Source organism: Microbacterium sp., assembly GCF_031988965.1.
In the GTDB taxonomy this organism is placed as follows: Bacteria; Actinomycetota; Actinomycetes; order Actinomycetales; family Microbacteriaceae; genus Microbacterium.
Genome location: NZ_DALZXX010000053.1, coordinates 1 through 17,426, shown reverse-complemented (window position 1 = coordinate 17,426; position 17,426 = coordinate 1). Strand labels below are relative to the sequence as shown.

The following is a 17,426-nucleotide window of genomic DNA, read 5'->3' as shown; positions in this document are numbered from 1 at the left end:
GCCGTCCCACGGCTCGTCCGCGTACGGCAGATCCTCGTACGGGTCACGGGGAGTCTGCGGCATCCCTCCAGCGTAACGACCCCCGCCGACGCCGGCCCGCCCTTCCACACGTCGGGCGGTCAGGGCAGAAGATCCAGCATCGATGGTCGGGCCTTCATCGCGTGGATGATCAGCTCGTGCCCGCTGTCGAACGTGAGCACGACGGTCTCGAGAAGCCGCCCATCAGTATCGAACCCGAGACGCAGCTGCCGTGCCGGACTGTCGTCGTCGAGATCCTCTACCCACAGCGGCCAGGTCGCAGCCTGGATCGCGTCGACCTCACTGACACCGTGCTTGCGTGCGGACCCGTGAACCTTCATGCCGCGGCTGCGGCAAGCGCTTCGCGGATCACATCGGAGCGGGACTTTCCTTCACGCTCGGCACGCGAATCGACGTAGGCGAGTTCTTCCGGAGTGAGTCGCAGAGCAACCACCTGCGAAGGCGTCGCCGCCCGTCCGGGGCGACCGCGACCTCGCTTCTTGAGCGCAGCGACATCGAACCCTGCCTCTGCCTCTGCAGCCCAGTCGGTGATCTGCTCCTCGGTGACCGGCACTCCGTTGATGGTCTCGCGCTCGCTCATGAGATTAATGTAATACGGAATTGGGTCCCTGTGAAGACAGGTCGGGCGTAGGTTGGACGCACACCACCGAAGGAGCATCCGATGACCGACATCACCGTCACCCGCGACGACGACGCCTCCCGCTACGAGATCCGCTCGGATGGGACGCTCGCAGGCTTCGCCGAGTTCGATCAGCGGCCCGGCGCGGTGCGCTTCACACACACCGAACTCGACCCCGCCTTCCAGGGGCAGGGCCTGGCGAGCATCCTCGCTGCGCGAGCGCTGGCCGACGTCGTCGCCTCCGGCGACGCGATCGTGCCGCTGTGCCCGTACATCGCGAAGTACCTGACGACCCACGAGGTTGCCGGGGCGGAGATCCGCTGGCCGAAGCGTCCGGGCACGGCCCCTGCGGAGGCGTGATGATCGGCGAACGCCGCATCGTGCTCGAGCCGCGCGAGGTTCCACTCGGCGGCGTGCGCGGCATGAACGTCCTTCGCGTGCTGCCGCATCGCAACCTGCCGACGATCGGCGCCTGGTGCTTCCTCGACCGTTTCGGCCCGGCGGACACCCGGATGCGCGTCGAACCGCACCCGCACATCGGTCTGCAGACGGTCACCTGGCCCCTGGTCGGCGAGATCCGCCATCGCGATTCGGTCGGCAGTGACGCCGACCTGCGCCGCGGTCAGCTGAACCTGATGACGGCCGGCAACGGCATCTCGCACTCGGAGTACTCGATCGGCGACGAACCGATCCCCCTCGACGCTCTGCAGTTCTGGGTGGTGCTGCCCGATGGCGCACGGCAGGGAACCCCGGGTTTCGAGCGCCACACCGACCTCCCCCATGTGTCGCTGACGGCCGACGAGGGGGCGGATGCCACGGCCACCGTCGTGCTCGGCGAGTTCGCCGGTACGGTGTCGCCCGCGACCGTGCACACCCCGATCGTCGGCGCGGAGATCTCGGTCCCCGCGGGAACGCGCGTGCGCCTGCCGCTGCGCGCCGAGTGGGAGCACGCGATCATGCTCGTCGAGGGCGACGCGACCGTGTCGACCCATCCGCTGGCGCAGAACGACATGCTCTATCTCGGCGATTCGCGGGATGCCGTCGAGGTGACGAGTTCTCGGGGAGCGCTGCTCTTCATCGTCGGCGGGGAACCGTTCGATGATGAGATCGTCATGTGGTGGAACTTCGCCGGCCGCACCCACGAGGAGATCGTGGAAGCCCGCGCAGAGTGGCAAGCAGCATCCGACCGCTTCGGTGTCGTCGACGGCCACGACGTGCGCATCCCCGCGCCGCCGCTGCCCGATGTGCGACTGATGCCGCGCGGGCGCAGGATCTGACGCGGCACCCCGGTCGTCGAGCGAGGACGACGGAGTCGACCGCTCGCTCCCCCGGTCGTTGAGCGAGGACGACGGAGTCGACCGAGACGAAACGCGGTGAGCCGATCCTGCTGACCCACCGCGTTTCGTCTCGCTGCTGCGCTGATCGCTACGGCGCGTCGACCGTGACGATCGTGCGGACGTCCGAGTCGCCGTACTGCACGAGTCCGAGGTAGCGGGTGCCGGCGGTCAGGCCGGTCCAACTCAGCTCGTAGCTCGTCGCCTCACCTCGCACCGCGGCGATCGGGTTCGGGTTCGCGGTGAACGCTCCCTCGCCCTCGGGCTGCACGTTGGCGTAGGTCATGTCCCACGTCATCGGAGCAGAGGTGGCGTAGACGTTCGCGACCACCAGGTAGGGGCCCGCGGTCGGCGCCGGCAGCGTCACCTGCTCGTCGGCCGAGCCGGTCGCCGACTGCCACCGCTCGTAGTAGCGCAGGTCGTCGGGGCTCACGACCCGGTAGACCGTGAGGTCGAGGTCGCTGCCGGTGTCATCCGACGAGTCGAGGTCGAAGCGCGAGAGCGTGGTGCCCTCGGGCACGTCCACGATCCACGACACGTCCTTGTTCTCGTCGCCCGATGCCTCGTCGCCCGAGTGACCCACGACGCGGCCGTCCGGGTCCTCGAGCAGCGTGAACGGGGTCAGGCCCGACAGTCCGAGGGCGAGGTCGCCGTCGACTCCCGGAGTGATCTCGACCGTGGTCGAACCGTCGACACCGGTGCCTGCGACCTCTGCCGGAGCATCCGCCGTGACCGGGAACACCGCGATCGGCGACCGTACCGTGTTCTTCTTGCTCGTCCAGGTCAGCGATCCGGTCGCCCACTGCTCGACCGGTGCGCTCCGGTTGTCGAACGTGACCGTGTAGGTCGCCGTCTGGCCGGGCTTGTCGAACGTCAGCGTCGCAGGCTCGACCGTCACGTCGACTCCGGGCAGGTCAGCGGATGCCGTGAACGTGCCTCTCTCGGTGGCGGTCACCGTGCGGGTGACCGTCTGGGCGCTCGCGAGCGATCCGATCGAGAACGAGGCGATGTTGAGATCGCTGCCGTCGATCGGCTCGACCCCGTCGAACTCCGCCAGCCCCTTGCCCTCGAGGAACGCCGCCCAGTCCGGCACGTCGTTCAGGTAGAGCAGACCGGGAGAGAAGAAGCGCTTCGGGTCGACCTGCCCCGCACCCTGCTGGAACGGGTCGGTGTTCTTCGATCCGTCGGGATTCACGGTGTCGTACGCGGTCGTCATCATCGCGGACTTGACCTCTGCGGGCTTCGCGTTCGGACGCTCGCCCAGGTAGAGAGCCGCAAGACCCGCGATGTGCGGCGACGACATCGACGTACCCGACAGGATGCCGAAGGTCGGCTCCTCACCGGGCCCGTTCTGCGTCGCCGCGAGGATCGCGACGCCGGGGGCCGCGATGTCGGGCTTCATGATGTCGCTGCCGTCGGCCAGCATGGGGCCACGACTCGAGAAGCCGGCGATCTGCGGCACCGGTGTCACCGCACCGGTGGTGTTCTCGCCGACGAGACTGATCGGACGATCGACGCCGCCCTGCACGTAGGCGAGCACGGCGGCGCGGTACGCCGACGACAGGTGCACGGTGGGCAGGGCGTGGAAGTCGTTGTCGAGCGAGTCGGCACCGCCGGGCACGTTCACCAGGACCACGCCCAGGCCGCCCGCATCCTTCACGACCTGCGACTTCTCGGCGCGGGCGTTGCCGCCGCGATCGCAGACCACGATGTGCCCGGCGACCTTCGCCGGGTCGAGGGAGCCAGGGAGGCAGAGGGCCGCATCGGCGGCGGCCTGACCGGCGGCCGCCGCGTCACCCGCGTAGATCGACGGCCCGGTGACCGTCTCGCCGAACGGCACGCTCACCGACGTGCCCGCCTGGGCGAAGCCGTCGAACTGCACGGTGCCCTCCCAGGTCGGAATGGTGGATGCCGCGACCGTGGTGTACCACGGAGACGCGTGGTCGGCGGTGACGGAATCGGGACCGTCGTTGCCGGCGCTGGTCGCCACGAAGACACCCGCTGCCGCCGCGTTGAAGAACGCGATGTCCTCGGGGGCGAGCACGGTCGAGGCCGCGCCACCGCCGATCGAGTAGTTGATCACGTCGACGCCGTCGGCGACGGCCTGGTCGATCGCGGCGATCAGGTCGCTGCCGGCGCAGATGTCGTCGGTCGTCACCGCCTCGTCGGGGCCGACGTAGCAGGCCTTGTACGCCGAGACCTTCGCGCCGGGGGCGACGCCCGAGATGCGACCGAAGTCGACGTCCTCGATCGATGCCCTCACGCCGAAGTTGCCCGCCGCGGTGCTCGCGGTGTGCGAGCCGTGTCCGTCGCCGTCACGCGGCGAGAGGTAGTCGTACTGGAAGTCGAAGCCGGCCGCCTCCGCGCCCGCGTGGAAGTACTGCGCGCCGATGAGCTTCGAGGAGTAGTCGCTCTTGTCCCAGTCCTGACCTTCGACCATCGCGGCCTGGAACCGACCGCCGTCGGACTTGTCGAAGTAGACGTGGGTGCCGTCGGTGTACGGCTGCGAGCCCTTGTGACGCTTGTCGTTCTTCTTCTGGTTCTTGAGCTTCTTGCCCTCGAACGACGGGTGCTCCGGAGCGATTCCGGTGTCGATGACGCCGACCACGACGCCCTCGCCGGCCTTCTCGACGCCTCCGGTCTGCTGCCAGACGCCGCCGCGCCCCTTCTTGTCATCGCCGAGGCCGAGGAAATCGGTGGAGGTCTGCGCGTCGGGGTGCCGGATGAAATCGGGATAGACGCCGTAGACGTCCTTCGAGGCGCGGAGCTTGTCGACCTGCTCGCCCGAGAGGTCGGCGCTGAAGCCGTTGAGCACCACCTGATAGGTGGTGTCGGGCGTCACCCCGACCTCCTGCGCGAGCGTCTGCTGCTGCGCCTCGAGGTGCTCGACGTAGCGCTGGGAGTCCTGCGACTGCGGTTCGAGCTGCTCGCCCTCGGCCGGCTTCGTCGCCTTGAGTCCGTTCACGTCGCCGGTGTAGCTCGCGAGCGGGTCGGACTTCATCACGACGATGTAGTGCCCGGGCGTGCCCTCGACCGGAGTGGGGTTGTTCACCTCCTCCGTGCCTGCGTAGCCTGCGGTGGCCGTCGATGCGATGAACAGCGTTGCCAGGGTGGTGGCCGCTGCCATCCGGAGGGGTGTTCGACCCATGTGCTTCTCCCGATGATCGGGGTGCGACGAGGTTGCCGCACCGCCGCTCACGCTAAGCCCGGGTTCGGCTCCGATTCCAGAGTCCGGGGTTATTACTGGACGATCGGCCAGCCGAGTCGCCATTGGTCGACAGTAGGCTGAGAGGGTGGCCCCCTCCCCCGTCCTGACGACCCGCGTGCTGCTGATCTGCGCCGCGATCGGCGTCGCCACGGGCATCCTCGGGGGCATCGCGGGGCTCATCACGCCGGGCGTGATCGTGCTGACCCCGTACCTCTACGGACTCGTGCTGGGATCACATGTGCTCCCCGGGATCATCGCTCAGGAGGTGCTGCGGCGGCCGTTCGTCGCCCTCGTGACGCACCTGATCGCCGCTCTCATCTCGAGTGCGTTCAACCCGGCCTGGGCGCTGCGCTTCATCGGCACCGCGCTCCTGTTCGGCGCTGTTCAGGAGGGCATCGCCGCTCTCACCCGCTACCGCTCATGGGGCGCGTGGCGGTTCTTCATCTCGGCGGCCGTGATCGGTGTGATCGTGGCGGTCGTGGTCTTCTTCGCCGTCGACCTCGCCACGTTCCCGCTGTGGGCGCAGATCGCCTACCTCGTGATCTCGGTGCTCGGGCCGATCGCCTGGACGGCCGTCGGTCTCGCCGTCGGTTCCGCGCTCTCGCGCGCCGGCGTCGCGCGACGCTGAGCCCCACGGCGACCGTATCCCGACCTCGCCGGTCGCGTGGCGATTCAGGTAAGGCTCAGCTAAGTTAGAGGCGTACCGATCCGCAGAACCGGGGTTATGCCGTGCGCACATCTGCGCCTCTCCTCCGCGTGCGTGACCTCTCGATCACGCACGCGGATGCCGTGCGCCCCTCACCCGCAGAGGTCACGTTCGACGTCGGCGCCGGCGAAGTCGTGCTGCTGCTCGGCCCCTCGGGATCGGGAAAGTCGACTCTGACCCTCGCACTCAACGGACTCATCCCGCACGCCGTGCCCGCCACCATGACGGGGATCGTCGAGGCCGGCGGCATCGACACGGCCCGGGCCGCGACCGCCGAGCTGAGCACCCGGGTCGCGATGGTGTTCCAGGACCCGGATGCCCAGATCGTCACCGGCACGGTGTACGACGAGGTCGCCTTCGGCCCCGAGAACCTTCTGCTGCCGCTCGACGAGATCCACCGGCGCACCGAAGACGCGGTGCGCCGCGTCGGGCTGTGGGACCGCCGCGACGAGAACCCCGACCGACTCTCCGGCGGCGGACGCCAGCGCCTCGCGATCGCCTGCGCGCTCGCGATGGGATCTCCGCTCGTCGTACTCGACGAGCCGACGGCGAACCTCGACCCGCAGGGCATCGACGATGTCTACGCGGCGCTGCGCGACGTGATCGCGGCGGGGGACCGCGCGATCCTGCTCGTCGAGCACAACCTCGACGCGGCGATGGGCTTCGTGACCCGGACCGTCGTGCTCGATCGCGCCGGACGGGTGGCGTTCGACGGGCCACCTGCCGAGATCATCCGCAGCCACGTCGACGAGCTCCTCGCGATGGGCGTCTGGCTGCCCGCCGCGACGCTGGCGGCGGTTCGGATGCGGGATGCCGGCACGCCGTTCGCCGAGCTGCCGCTCACGCCCGACGAGCTCGCTGCCGCCCTGGCATCCACCCGAGCGGGATCCGCCGACGGAGGCGTCACCGCCGCTTCCGTCCGTCCAGCGTCCGGCGCTCCTGCCACCGACCAGGCACCCGCTCGTGTGTCGGCATCCGCTCCGATCATCACCGCCCGCGGCCTGACCGTGCGGCGTCGCCGCACCGAGATCCTGCACGGCATCGACCTCGACGTCGGGTCCGGAACCCTCACGGCGATCGTGGGCACGAACGGCGCGGGCAAGACCACGCTGCTGCAGTCGCTGGCGGGTGTCGTGCCCCCGCCGCGGCGACAGGTGACGGTCGACGGCATCGATCCCGGCTCGGCATCGCCGCGTGAACTCGCGAGCCGCATCGGCTTCGTCTTCCAGAACCCCGAGCACCAGTTCATTGCACACACGGTGTTCGACGAGCTCGCCCACGGGCTCCGCCTGCGGCATACGCCGGATGCCGAGATCGCAGAGCGCGTCGAGGCGATGCTCGCGCGGTTCGGGCTCGAGGCGAAGGCCGACGTGCATCCGTTCCTGCTCTCCGGTGGCGAGAAGAGGCGCCTCTCGGTCGGCACGGCGTTGATCACGCGTCCACGGGTGCTGGCGCTCGACGAGCCGACGTTCGGCCAGGACAGAGCCCGAGCATCCGAACTCCTCGCCCTGCTGCACGATCTGCGCGACGAGGGCACCACGATCCTGATCGTGACGCACGACCTGCAGCTGGTCGCCGAGCACGCCTCGCACACCGTCATCCTGAGAGACGGGCGCGTGCACGCCGCCGGTCGCACCCACGAACTCCTGCTCGAGGAGACACCATTCGTCGAGGCGGGACTGCGGCTTCCCCCGCTCCAGCGCGTGCTCGCCGCGGCAGGGCGGGCGATCGCATGACCGCGCAGACCTTCGATCCGTACGCCTCGGTGACCGCATCGTCGCCCCGCCAGTTCCTCTATGCACTCAACCCGCTCGCGAAGATCGCGGGCGTCGCCCCGGCCATGCTGGTGCTCGTCTTCGTGCGCGATCTCGCCACACCCGCCGCGTTCCTGCTCATCGCCCTCGCGACGATCGTCGTGGGCGCCCGGCTCACGGGGCGTCTCGCCGCACTGCTGTTCCTCGCGCTGCCCGTCGGCCTGCTCGCGATCGGGGTGGGGTTCTCGCTGTGGGTCGACGCGGGCCTCGTGAGCGACACCGCACCGGCGCTGCAGCTCGGCGGCTGGACGCTGTATCAGGGAGCACTCGCGATCGGATTCGCGACGGCGCTGCGGCTCGGCGCGATCATCGCCCTGGCCCTGATCGGCGGCCTCACCACCACCGGGCCCGACCTCGTGCGCGCGAGCGTGCAACAGCTGCGGGTGCCGTACCGGATCGGTTACACCGCCCTCGCGGCGTTCCGCTTCGTGCCGCGATTCGGGCACGAGCTCGCGGTGATCCGGGCCGCGCACCGGGTCCGCGGCCATCACGGCGGAAGCGGACCGTTCGCCCGGATCGCGCGCGGATGGGGGTACATCGTGCCGCTGCTCGCCGGTGCTATCCGGCACGCCGAACGCGTCGCCCTCGCGATGGACTCCCGCGCCTTCGGCGCCCATCCGACGCGCACCGAACGTCACCTCGTGCCGTTCCGCACGCGCGACACCGTCTTCATCGTCGTCTGCATCGCCGCATCCGCTGCGATCTTCGTGACCTTCTTCCCCTGGCAGCTGCCCTGAAAGGCTCCCGCATGGCATACAGCAAGCTCGTGAAGCCCGAGTCCTCCGAGCTCATCCACCTCAGCGTCGTTCGCACCGAGCGGCTCTCCGAGCACTGGATGCGCGTCACCCTCGGCGGTGGCGAGATCGAGAAGTTCCGCCCGATGGGCTTCGACCAGTGGTTCCGCCTGTTCCTGCCGATCGGTGGGGATGCCGGCCTCGACCGCGTGCCCGCGAAGGCCAACAGGATGTTCGGGTACCTCAAGTTCCTGCGCATCCCCGACGGCGAGCGTCCGGTCATGCGCAACTACAGCGTGCGCGCGTATCGCGCGGCGACCGCAGAGACCGGGGCGGAGATCGACGTCGACTTCGTGCTGCACGGATCCGCGGCCGATGGCACGGCCGGTCCCGCGTCGCGGTGGGCCGAGACCTGCGAGCCCGGCGAGAACGTGCTGATCATCGACGAGGGACTGACGTTCAACCCGCAGCGCGGCACCGACCGTGTCGTGCTCGTCGGCGATGAGACGGCGCTGCCCGCGATCGCGTCGATCTGCGCCTCACTGCCCCCGCACGCCACCGGCACCGCGCTCATCGAAGTGCCCTCTGACGAGGATGCGCTGAAGTTCCCGCATCCGGACGGCGTCGACGTGGTGTGGCTCGTGCGCCCGCACGAGTTCCCGCCGGGCTCGTTCGCCCTCGGCCGGCTGAGCGACCTCGAGCTGCCCGAGGCTCCGTTCCACGCCTATGCGGCGGGCGAGCAGTCGCTGGCGTCCGGTGCCCGCAAGCACCTCGTCGGTGAGCGCGGTGTCGACAAGAACACTGTGAGCTTCTGCGGATACTGGAAGATCGGCGCGTCGTCGCCGGCGTCGAAGGCCGCTCGCGACGCCGCCGCGGAACCGCTCGCATGAGCGGGCAGGATGCCACGGGCGTGAACCCCTATGCGGAGTCATCGCCCGGTGCGGGGTCAGAAACGCACCCCGCAGTGCCCTCCGCGGGGCAGAATCGACCCCGCACCGCGGGTGGTCGGTCACGCCTGCGGTTCCCGACCGCGATCCTGCTGACCTGCGCCGCGCTCGGCGTCGCCGGCGGCATCCTGCTGGCTCCCGCCAACTGGATCTCGACGATCCTGTTCCCCGGCCTCCCGTTCGTCAGCGTCGGACTGGCCGGACTGTGGCTCCTGCCGTCGGTCGTCGCCCTGCGCCTGCTGCGCCGCCCCCTCGTGGGGCTTCTCGTTGGCCTGCTGGCCGGACTCGTGATCGTCCCCTTCTCGGGATACGGCTTCGGCAGCGTGGCCACGAATCTGTGGTGGGCGGCGTTCACCGAGCTCCCGTTCCTGTTCGTGCTGTGGCGCTACTGGGGAACCTGGCTGCACTACCTCGGCGCCGCGATCGTCGGCATCGTCTACCCGGTGCTCGCGTGGGCTTCGTTCGATCTCGGCAGCTTCGAGGTCTCGCTGCAGATCACGTTCTTCGCCGTGACTCTCGCCAGCTGCCTCGGCGCCACCGCCCTCGGGGTGCTGATCGCCGACCGGCTGCGACGAGCCGGTGTCGGAGCGCGCCTGCCGCGCTGAGCAGACGCCTCTGTGCTGCGGACACAGCTTCGGAGCCGCCGGGTGACACGCCGAGCGCTCGCACCCGCGGCGGCGCGTCGTCGGATGCGCTCCGCAGCCGTGCCCACACCCGGGGGCCCGATCTGGACGCTCGCTCGCCTCAGAGCAAGAGATGCAGACGAAGTGACATGAGAAGGGCCCCGGATGCCGGCATCCGGGGCCCTTCTGCCGCAGACGATGCGTCAGCGCTTGCCGACGATCTGACGACCGACGAGGTCGCGCATGATCTCGTTGGTGCCGCCGTAGATGCGGTGCACGCGGGCATCGGTGAAGGCGCGGGCGATCGGGTACTCCATGATGTAGCCGTAACCGCCGTGCAGCTGCACGCCCGTGTCGAGCACCTCCCACTCGCGCTCGGTCGCCCAGAACTTGACCTTCGCGGCATCCTCGGCGGTCAGCGTGCTGTTCTTGTAGGCGATCAGCGCGCGGTCGATGTACGCCCACATCGCGTCGGTGGTCGCCGCCATGTCGGCGAGCCGGAAGCGGGTGTTCTGGAAGTCGGCGATGCGCTCGCCGAACGCCTCGCGGTCCTTCGTGTAGGCGACGGTCCAGTCGAGGGCGGCCTGCGCGGCGGCGGCCGCGGCGACACCGATCGAGAGACGCTCGAGCGGCAGGTTCAGCATCAGCTGGATGAACCCCTGACCCTCCTTGCCGCTGATCAGGTTCTCGTCGGGGATGAACACGTCGGTGAAGCTGAGCTCGGCCGTGTCCCAGCCGTGGAAGCCCATCTTGCTGAGCTTCTTGCCCTGGTCGAAGCCCTCCATGCCCTTCTCGACGAGCAGCAGGCTGAACGCGTCGGGACGATTGCCCTCGCCGGTCTTGACGAAGGTCACGACGACGTCGGCCGTCGTGCCGGACGAGATGAACGTCTTCGCGCCGTTGAGGATGTAGCCGCCGTCGACCTTCTTGGCGTTGGTCTTGATGCCACGCAGATCCGAACCGGCACCCGGGTCGGTCATGGCGAGTGCGCCGAGCACCTCACCCGTGGCCATGCGGGGCAGCCACTTCTCCTTCTGCTCCTGCGTGCCCATGTGCACGAGGTAGGGCACGGCCAGGTCGTCCTGGATGCCGAAGGCACCGGCCAGCGAACCGGCACCTGCGGCGATGACCTCTTCCATCACGATCGTGCGGAAGCGGTAGTCCTGCAGCATCCCGGCGCCGCCGAACTCCTCGGGGACGGAGAGCCCGATCAGCCCCGCCTCACCGGCGGCCAGCATGGTGGCGCGGTCGATCTCACCTGCGGCATCCCACCGCTCGATCGACTCGTTGCTCACATGGCGCTTGACGAAGTCCTTGACGAGGTCGCGGAAGGCCTCGTGATCCTCTTCGTAGATGTCGCGTTCCATTGCGTCCTCCCGAACGTCTCGTGCGTCTTTGCTCTCGGCGATTCTATGCCGGTGCACCGACACGCGACAGTCGCTTGTGGGAATGCATCTCACAGCACGTGAGACTGGGTTCCGCGTTTGTCGGATGCCGCCACACCGCCTTTACGGCTGATCAGTGCGCGTAATCGGGCGCCGCGGGGAGAGCGAAGAACTCCTCGAGTGTGTGATATCCACCGTGATGGTATGCGGCCGCGAGCTCGGCGCCGAGGTAGCGGAGATGCCAGGGCTCGGGCTTGTAGCCGGTGATCCCCGTGCCCACCTGCTCGTAGCGCACGATGAATCCGTACTCCCACGCGTTCTCGGCCACCCATGCGCCCTGAGCGGTGCCTCCGAAGGCGTCGATGCCCCCGCACGCCGGATCGCACGCCACGAGGTCGAGCGCCAGGCCGGTCTGATGCTCGCTGTGACCGGCGCGGGCCGACGACGCATCCGCCCCCGCCTGGCCGCTGTTGCGCACATGAGACGCGTGCGTGGCGACCTGCAGGTCGTACGACCGGTATCCGTTGTTCGCGCCGATGGCGCCGGCGCCCTCGGCAGCCGCGTCCGTCACCAGAGCGCCGATCGCCGCGGCGACGTCGGAGCGGGCCTGACCCGACCTGGTCGTCATCGGCATCGGGAGGTCGGCGAGAGACGTCGGCGCGAACTCGATCGGCTCGAGAGGCCGCGCCTTGTTCACCACGACCCACACGTGCGCGGGGTCGGCGAGCGAGACGCAGGGCGCGTTTCCCGCCACCACGGCGGCCCGGAAGCTCTCACCACCCCCGAAGCCGGCGATGATCGCCGCATCATCCGCCACCGCGATCGCCTCGAGGACGCTCGGCTCGGAGCACGGATCGGCGGCGGTCGTCGCGCCGACTTTCACCTCGGGCACGGACGCGATCACGACGGGCTCAGGGAGCGCCTGCTCTGGCTCCGCAGGAATCTCGGTCGAGGCGCCCGAGATCGACAGCAGGATGCCGACGGCGGTCACCGCGAGGCCGAGGGGCAGGGAAGCTCCGAGCACGCGGGAACGCCGGGCCGCATGCTGAGGCTGCGGCGAGGAGAGCATGAGTCCATTGTCTCTTAAGCGGAATCGAACACTTGTCCCGTCCCGGTTGACGATTCATCGTCTTTATGTTCGAATATGGGGATGCGGTGGCAAGGGCAGAGGGTCGGAGAGAAGGACGACTCCGCGCTGCCCGGACTCGAAGACCGCACCAGCGTGCTGCGCACGGTGACCACACCGGAGTTCGCCGGCATGACGTTCCACGAGGTGCTGTCGAAGTCGGCGCTCAACCACGTTCCGGGCGCGTCGCGCATGCCGTTCGCGTGGACCATCAACCCGTATCGCGGATGCAGTCATGCCTGCGTGTACTGCCTCTCCCCCGACACGTCGATACTGTGCGCCGACGGACGACACCGTCCTCTCGCTGACCTGAAGGTCGGCGATGAGATCATCGGCACCGAGCGCCGAGGGAGCTACAGACGATACGTTCACACGACGATCGAAGCCAAGTGGCCGACGCGGAAGCCCGCATACCGGGTGACCCTCGCCGACGGCACGGAGCTCATCGCAAGCGGCGATCACCGATTCCTCACGGATCGCGGCTGGAAGTACGTCGTGGATGCCGCCTCCGGCCAACGACCGCATCTGACCACGAACAACCGCCTCATGGGTTACGGCATCGGTGCTGCGGGCGCTGCAGTGGATCGCCTCTCTCCCGACTACCGTCGCGGCTACCTTGCGGGAATGATCCGAGGCGACGGGATGATCTTCCACGGCGTCTATCCGAGCGCTACGCGGACGCGCGAGATCCATCGTTTTCGACTCGCCCTGATAGACGCGGAGGCGCTCGACAGGGCCCGCCGGTTCCTGGAGGAGGAAGGCATACCGACGCGGACCAGGCCATTCACCCCTGCCAGCGAGAATCGCAGCGCTTCCGATGCGCTCCACACTGCGGTCAAGCGGCATGTCCAAACCATCGAAGCGCTGATCGCCACACCGGTCGCCCCTCGGTCGGACTGGTTCGCGGGCTTCCTCAGCGGAGTCTTCGACGCAGAAGGAAGCTGCTCGCGGGGAGTGCTGCGGATATCGAACAAGGACAGTGACATCATCGCTCTCATCGAGCGGGGGATGCGCCAGTTCGATGTGCCGTCGATCACCGAAGCGCCACGCTCGAACGGTGTACGCGCAGTTCGCGTCGTCGGCGGGCTGCCCAGTCGTCGACGGTTCTTCGCGATCACGGACCCCGCGATCAGTCGCAAGCTCTCGATACTCGGAGACGCTGTGAAGAGCTTCACGGACCTCCGCGTGGTGAGCATCGAGGCGATCCCCGGAGAACAGGATCTCCTCGACATCACCACCGGAACAGGAGACTTCGTCGCGAACGGGGTCATCAGTCACAACTGCTTCGCTCGCGGGACGCACGAGTACCTCGACCTCGACGGGGGCGCGGACTTCGACTCGCAGATCGTGGTCAAGACGAACGTCGTCGAGGTGCTTCAGAAGGAGCTGCGCCGTGGCAGCTGGCAGCACGAGACCGTGGCTCTCGGCACCAACACCGATCCGTACCAGCGCGCCGAGGGACGATACAGGCTCATGCCCGGCATCATCGAGGCGCTGGCGGACTCGGGCACGCCGATCTCGATCCTGACCAAGGGAACTCTGATCCGGCGCGATATCCCCGTGCTGGTGAGAGCCGCACAGCGGGTACCGGTCGACATCCAGATGTCCATCGCCATGTACGACGACGACCTGCAGAAGGCGATCGAACCCGGGACGCCGACGACGCAGGCGCGTCTCGACACGGTGCGCGCCCTGCGCGACGCCGGGTTCCGCGTCACGGTCTTCCTGATGCCGATCATGCCGCACATGACCGACTCGGTCGAGGCGATCGACACCGCGCTGCGGCGCATCAAGGAGGCCGGAGCGACCAGCGTCGTCTACGGAGCACTGCACCTGCGCGCGGGAGTCAAACCGTGGTTCATGCAGTGGCTCAGCGCGTTCCGTCCCGACCTCGTCTCGTCGTATCTGGGCCTGTATCCGGGTGTCACCGCCGAGGCCCCGAAAGGCTACCGTCAGTGGCTCGCGAAACGGGCCCGGCCGCTGATCCGGCTGCATGGCCTCGACGGACAGCACGAGGACGACTACCCGGTGCGCGGCATCCGCGCCTCCGCACCGCATGGCCGACCGGCGCCGGCGTTCGCTCCGGCTCCGGCGCCCGCCCAGCCGATGCTGTTCTGACGGCTGCTGGTCTGACCGCGCTGGCCTGTGATGCGCTCGTCTGACCGCTGCCGTGGTGACGAACGCCCCTCCGACCGTGTCGGCAGCCCGTGCCGCGGACGCGTAGGCTCGGTCGTTATGGCTATCGGCTCCACCATGCACACGTTCGACGTCCAGCTCGCCGACACGGATCGCGGCGTATACGACGACTTCTCGCTGCGCGTGGCGCGGCATCCGTCCGAGACCGACGCCTACATGCTCACCCGCGTGCTCGCCTACGGCCTCGAGTTCACCGAGGGCATCACGTTCGGCGGTGGCATCTCGCAGACCGACGAGCCCGCCGTGCTCGTGCGCGACCTCACCGGTCAGATCACTGCCTGGATCGAGGTGGGCGCCCCCGACGCCGAGCGTCTGCACTACGGCAGCCGGCTCGCCGAGCGCACCGTCGTCTACACGCACCGCGACCCCGTGAAGGTCATGGCGCCGTGGGCCGACAAGCGCATCCACCGCTCGGAAGACATCCGCGTGTACAGCTTCGACGCCGGCTTCATCGACTCGACGGCGCCCCTCATCGAGCGACGCAACACCATGACGATCACCGTCACCGAGGGCACCCTGTATCTCGACCTCAACGGCACCAGCGTGACCACCGCCGTGCACGTGCACGAGTTGGGCTGAGTCGGGCGGATAGACCGCACCTGCTGCGAAGGAGATCTCACGGTGGTGAGGAGCGTTCGCGCTCATGAGGCCTTCATAGCGCGAGATCTCCTTCGCAACGCGCGACGAGCCCTCCGCGACACAGCCCGAAAGCGCACACCCCCACGCACGACGAAGGCCCCGCCCCCGCGGATGCAGGGACGGGGCCTTCGATCGAGCAGGGTCAGGCCGTGAGGTCTGCCGCGGTCGGCACGCGACCGGCGATCTCCTCGATCAGGTCGTCGTTCAGACGGGCGTTCTCGAACGGCGCGTCGATCTCGGCGCGATCGAGCAGCTCGGTCATGCGACGCTGACGCTGACGCGTGATCAGCGTGACGACGCGGCCCGAACGACCGGCGCGGCCCGTGCGACCCGAGCGGTGCAGGTACGTCTTGTACTCGTCGGGAGCATCGGCCTGTACGACCAGGTCGATGTCGTCGACGTGGATGCCGCGGGCGGCGACGTCGGTCGCGACGAGCACGTTCACACGGCCCGAGGTCAGCCGCTCGAGGTTGCGCGTGCGCTTGGCCTGGTTGAGGTCACCGTGCAGCGAGACCGCGGGGATACCGGCGTCGTCGAACTGCTCGGCGAGCATGTCGGCGTACGCACGGGTGCGCGCGAAGACCAGCGTCTTGCCCTCGCGGTCGACGAGCGAGGTGAGGATGTCGGCCTTGTCGCGGTGCTCGATCACGAGCACGCGGTGCTCGATCGTGCTGGAATCCTGGTCCTCACCGGCGACCTCGTAGACGGCCGGGTCGACGAGGAACTCGTCGACGAGAGCCGCGACCTCGCGGTCGAGCGTGGCCGAGAAGAGCAGCTTCTGGCTGCCGTCGGCCGTGTGACGCAGGATGCGCTGCACGGGCTCGACGAAGCCGAGCTCGCACATGTGGTCGGCCTCGTCGAGCACCGCGATGCGGCAGTCCGAGAGGTCGAGCTTGCCCTGGTTGATGAGGTCCTCGATGCGACCGGGTGTGCCGATCACGATGTCGACGCCCTTCTTGAGCGCACCGACCTGACGGCCCTGGGGCACACCACCGTAGATCTGAGTGGTGAAGAGACCGACGCTGCGGGCGATCGGCTGGATCGTGCGGTCGATCTGCAGGGCGAGCTCACGCGTCGGAGCGAGGATGATCGCGCGCGGCGACCGACCGAACTCACGACGCTTGCCGGCCTGCGACTGCAGCACGCGCTCGACGAGAGGTGCGCCGAAGGCGATCGTCTTGCCCGATCCGGTGCGACCGCGGGCGAGCACATCGCGACCCACGAGCACTGCGGGGATACTGGCGGCCTGGATCGGGAACGGCGTGGCCGCTCCCATGCCGACGAGCGTCTCGACGATGTTCGATCCGAGACCGAGGTCGCCGAAGGTCACACCGTCGACCTCGACGGCGGCGACGGACTTCGCCTCGAGGCGCTCGTGCACGACGTCATCCGTCGGCTCGAACCTCTTGGCGGGTGCAGCACTCGCGGTGGCGTTCCAGTCGTTGCGGCTGGGGCGCGCGTTGTGCGACGGCCGCCCGCGGGTGTCCGACGTCAATGGGCGCGGACGCTCGGTGCGGTATGCGCCACCGGTCGACGGACGCGAACGCTCGTCGCGGCCACCCTCGATCGCACGCTGAGTGCGGTCACGGTCGAAGGCACGACGTGCGCGGTCGGCGTCGTAGGAGCGCTCGGGACGGTCGAAGCCGCCGCGGTCGTCACGACGCGGGCCTGCGCCACGGTCGTCACGACGCGGGCGCTCGTCGCGGTCGAAGCGCGGACGCTCGTTGCGGTCGCCCGAGCGGGCAGGACGCTCGTCACGGGAGAAGCGCTGGCCACCGCGATCGTCGCGGAAGCCCTGGCGCTGCGTGCCGGCACCTCGGTCGTCACGGCGCGGACGCTCGTCACGCTGGCCGCCGCGCTCATCGCGGTACGTGCCGGGACCGGTCGGACGCTGGCCGCCACGGTCGTCACGACGGGGGCGGTCGTCGCGGGTGAAGCGCTGGCCGCCGGTCGGACGGTCGCTGTTGTAACGGGGACGCTCACCCCGGTCGTCGAAGCGGGGACGCTCGTCGCGGTTGTGCGGTGCGTTGTGGCGACCCGACTCCGCGCGGTTGCG

Annotated in this window: 15 protein-coding genes; 9 read left to right on the top strand and 6 right to left on the bottom strand. The window is 68.9% G+C overall.

The annotated features are described in order from the left end of the window. Window positions 1-119: 119 nt before the first annotated feature. Both RTM68_RS10570 and RTM68_RS10565 read right to left on the bottom strand, forming a co-directional pair. On the bottom strand, window positions 120-359 hold the full coding sequence (locus RTM68_RS10570) for a toxin (RefSeq protein ID WP_312170643.1): 240 nt from the start codon (window positions 357-359) through the stop codon (window positions 120-122). After that, complete coding sequence (locus tag RTM68_RS10565; RefSeq protein WP_312170641.1) at window positions 356-619, bottom strand: ribbon-helix-helix protein, CopG family; 264 nt, start codon at window positions 617-619, stop codon at window positions 356-358. The genes RTM68_RS10570 and RTM68_RS10565 overlap by 4 nt, the downstream gene beginning before the upstream one ends. Before the next feature lie 81 nt (window positions 620-700). Here RTM68_RS10565 and RTM68_RS10560 point away from each other — a divergent pair, with 81 nt between their 5' ends. Continuing rightward, window positions 701-1,018, top strand: coding sequence for a GNAT family N-acetyltransferase (locus tag RTM68_RS10560; protein WP_312170639.1), 318 nt, complete (start codon window positions 701-703; stop codon window positions 1,016-1,018). Then, window positions 1,018-1,935 (top strand): pirin family protein, encoded by a 918-nt coding sequence (locus RTM68_RS10555; RefSeq protein WP_312170637.1) that lies wholly within the window; start codon window positions 1,018-1,020, stop codon window positions 1,933-1,935. Before RTM68_RS10560 ends, RTM68_RS10555 begins: the two co-directional genes overlap by 1 nt. Before the next feature lie 148 nt (window positions 1,936-2,083). On the opposite strand, the gene RTM68_RS10550 is transcribed toward RTM68_RS10555, so the two are convergent. Then, a complete protein-coding gene (locus tag RTM68_RS10550; protein WP_312170635.1) occupies window positions 2,084-5,119 on the bottom strand; it encodes a S8 family peptidase in 3,036 nt (1,011 codons plus the stop codon). Window positions 5,120-5,285: 166 nt separating this feature from the next. Here RTM68_RS10550 and RTM68_RS10545 point away from each other — a divergent pair, with 166 nt between their 5' ends. From RTM68_RS10545 to RTM68_RS10525, 5 genes are all read left to right on the top strand, one after another. Beyond that, window positions 5,286-5,828 (top strand): ECF transporter S component, encoded by a 543-nt coding sequence (locus RTM68_RS10545; RefSeq protein ID WP_312170633.1) that lies wholly within the window; start codon window positions 5,286-5,288, stop codon window positions 5,826-5,828. Window positions 5,829-5,929: 101 nt separating this feature from the next. Beyond that, window positions 5,930-7,642 (top strand): ATP-binding cassette domain-containing protein, encoded by a 1,713-nt coding sequence (locus tag RTM68_RS10540; RefSeq protein ID WP_312170631.1) that lies wholly within the window; start codon window positions 5,930-5,932, stop codon window positions 7,640-7,642. Then, complete coding sequence (locus tag RTM68_RS10535; protein WP_312170629.1) at window positions 7,639-8,457, top strand: energy-coupling factor transporter transmembrane component T; 819 nt, start codon at window positions 7,639-7,641, stop codon at window positions 8,455-8,457. The genes RTM68_RS10540 and RTM68_RS10535 overlap by 4 nt, the downstream gene beginning before the upstream one ends. Before the next feature lie 11 nt (window positions 8,458-8,468). Further along, window positions 8,469-9,344, top strand: a complete 876-nt coding sequence (locus RTM68_RS10530) for a siderophore-interacting protein (protein WP_312170628.1) — start codon at window positions 8,469-8,471, stop codon at window positions 9,342-9,344. Then, window positions 9,341-10,006, top strand: a complete 666-nt coding sequence (locus tag RTM68_RS10525) for an ECF transporter S component (RefSeq protein WP_312170627.1) — start codon at window positions 9,341-9,343, stop codon at window positions 10,004-10,006. The genes RTM68_RS10530 and RTM68_RS10525 overlap by 4 nt, the downstream gene beginning before the upstream one ends. A 221-nt stretch (window positions 10,007-10,227) precedes the next feature. Here RTM68_RS10525 and RTM68_RS10520 read toward each other — a convergent pair whose 3' ends face one another. Next, window positions 10,228-11,391 carry an acyl-CoA dehydrogenase family protein gene (locus RTM68_RS10520; protein ID WP_312170625.1) on the bottom strand — a complete coding sequence of 388 codons (1,164 nt, stop codon included), beginning with the start codon at window positions 11,389-11,391 and terminating at the stop codon, window positions 10,228-10,230. A gap of 151 nt (window positions 11,392-11,542) precedes the next feature. After that, window positions 11,543-12,478, bottom strand: a complete 936-nt coding sequence (locus tag RTM68_RS10515; RefSeq protein ID WP_312170623.1) for a M15 family metallopeptidase — start codon at window positions 12,476-12,478, stop codon at window positions 11,543-11,545. A gap of 81 nt (window positions 12,479-12,559) precedes the next feature. Here RTM68_RS10515 and RTM68_RS10510 point away from each other — a divergent pair, with 81 nt between their 5' ends. Together RTM68_RS10510 and RTM68_RS10505 are read left to right on the top strand one after the other, a co-directional pair. Continuing rightward, window positions 12,560-14,653 carry an intein-containing Rv2578c family radical SAM protein gene (locus tag RTM68_RS10510; protein WP_312170622.1) on the top strand — a complete coding sequence of 698 codons (2,094 nt, stop codon included), beginning with the start codon at window positions 12,560-12,562 and terminating at the stop codon, window positions 14,651-14,653. A 117-nt stretch (window positions 14,654-14,770) separates the two neighbouring features. Beyond that, window positions 14,771-15,310 carry a YaeQ family protein gene (locus RTM68_RS10505; protein WP_312170620.1) on the top strand — a complete coding sequence of 180 codons (540 nt, stop codon included), beginning with the start codon at window positions 14,771-14,773 and terminating at the stop codon, window positions 15,308-15,310. A 202-nt stretch (window positions 15,311-15,512) separates the two neighbouring features. Here RTM68_RS10505 and RTM68_RS10500 read toward each other — a convergent pair. Then, window positions 15,513-17,426 (bottom strand): DEAD/DEAH box helicase (locus RTM68_RS10500; protein WP_312170619.1); only part of this gene is annotated, 1,914 nt, incomplete at its 5' end.